The 523-nt window shown below is 46.7% G+C and carries 1 protein-coding gene; it reads left to right on the top strand.

Annotation, left to right across the window (positions count from 1 at the left end; genetic code table 11):
• The coding region (locus tag A3738_RS09445; RefSeq protein WP_197473755.1) for a site-2 protease family protein at positions 1-523 on the top strand (523 nt) is incomplete at both ends.

The following is a 523-nucleotide window of genomic DNA, read 5'->3' as shown; positions in this document are numbered from 1 at the left end:
GCGCGGCCGATCAGTCTGGAATGTTATCGGGTGATATTGTCCGGGTTGCTGACGGAGTCGAAATTGATGATTGGTATCAATTTGTAGAGATTGTTCAGAACAGTGCTGGTCAGCAGTTGATTGTTGAAGTTGAGCGATCTCAATCTCCGGGTTTAGTGGCGCTTAAAGTTGTGCCTGAAGGTGTCGAATCACAAGGACGCCTTGTAGGAAAGATAGGTGTCGGTGTCGAGCCTTATAAATACCCAGAAGAGTTGATTGTTCAAGTAAGTTATAGCCCGCTTGATTCAGTTGGCGCAGCTGCATCACAGACTTGGTCAGATATTGCGATGACTTTTGGTGCTGTGAAAAAAATGGTCGTTGGCTTAGTTTCGCTGGATAACTTAAGTGGCCCTATTACGATTGCGCGCGTCGCAAATCAGTCTATTAGTACTGGTCTAGAAGAGTTCTTGAGGTTCCTGGCGCTTTTGAGCGTTAGCCTTGGTGTTCTGAATTTGTTGCCGATTCCAATGTTGGATGGCGGCCA

It is taken from the genome of Oleiphilus sp. HI0066, assembly GCF_001635725.1.
Note: the sequence above shows the minus strand (reverse complement) of the source record. Positions and strands in the feature narration are given on the sequence as shown.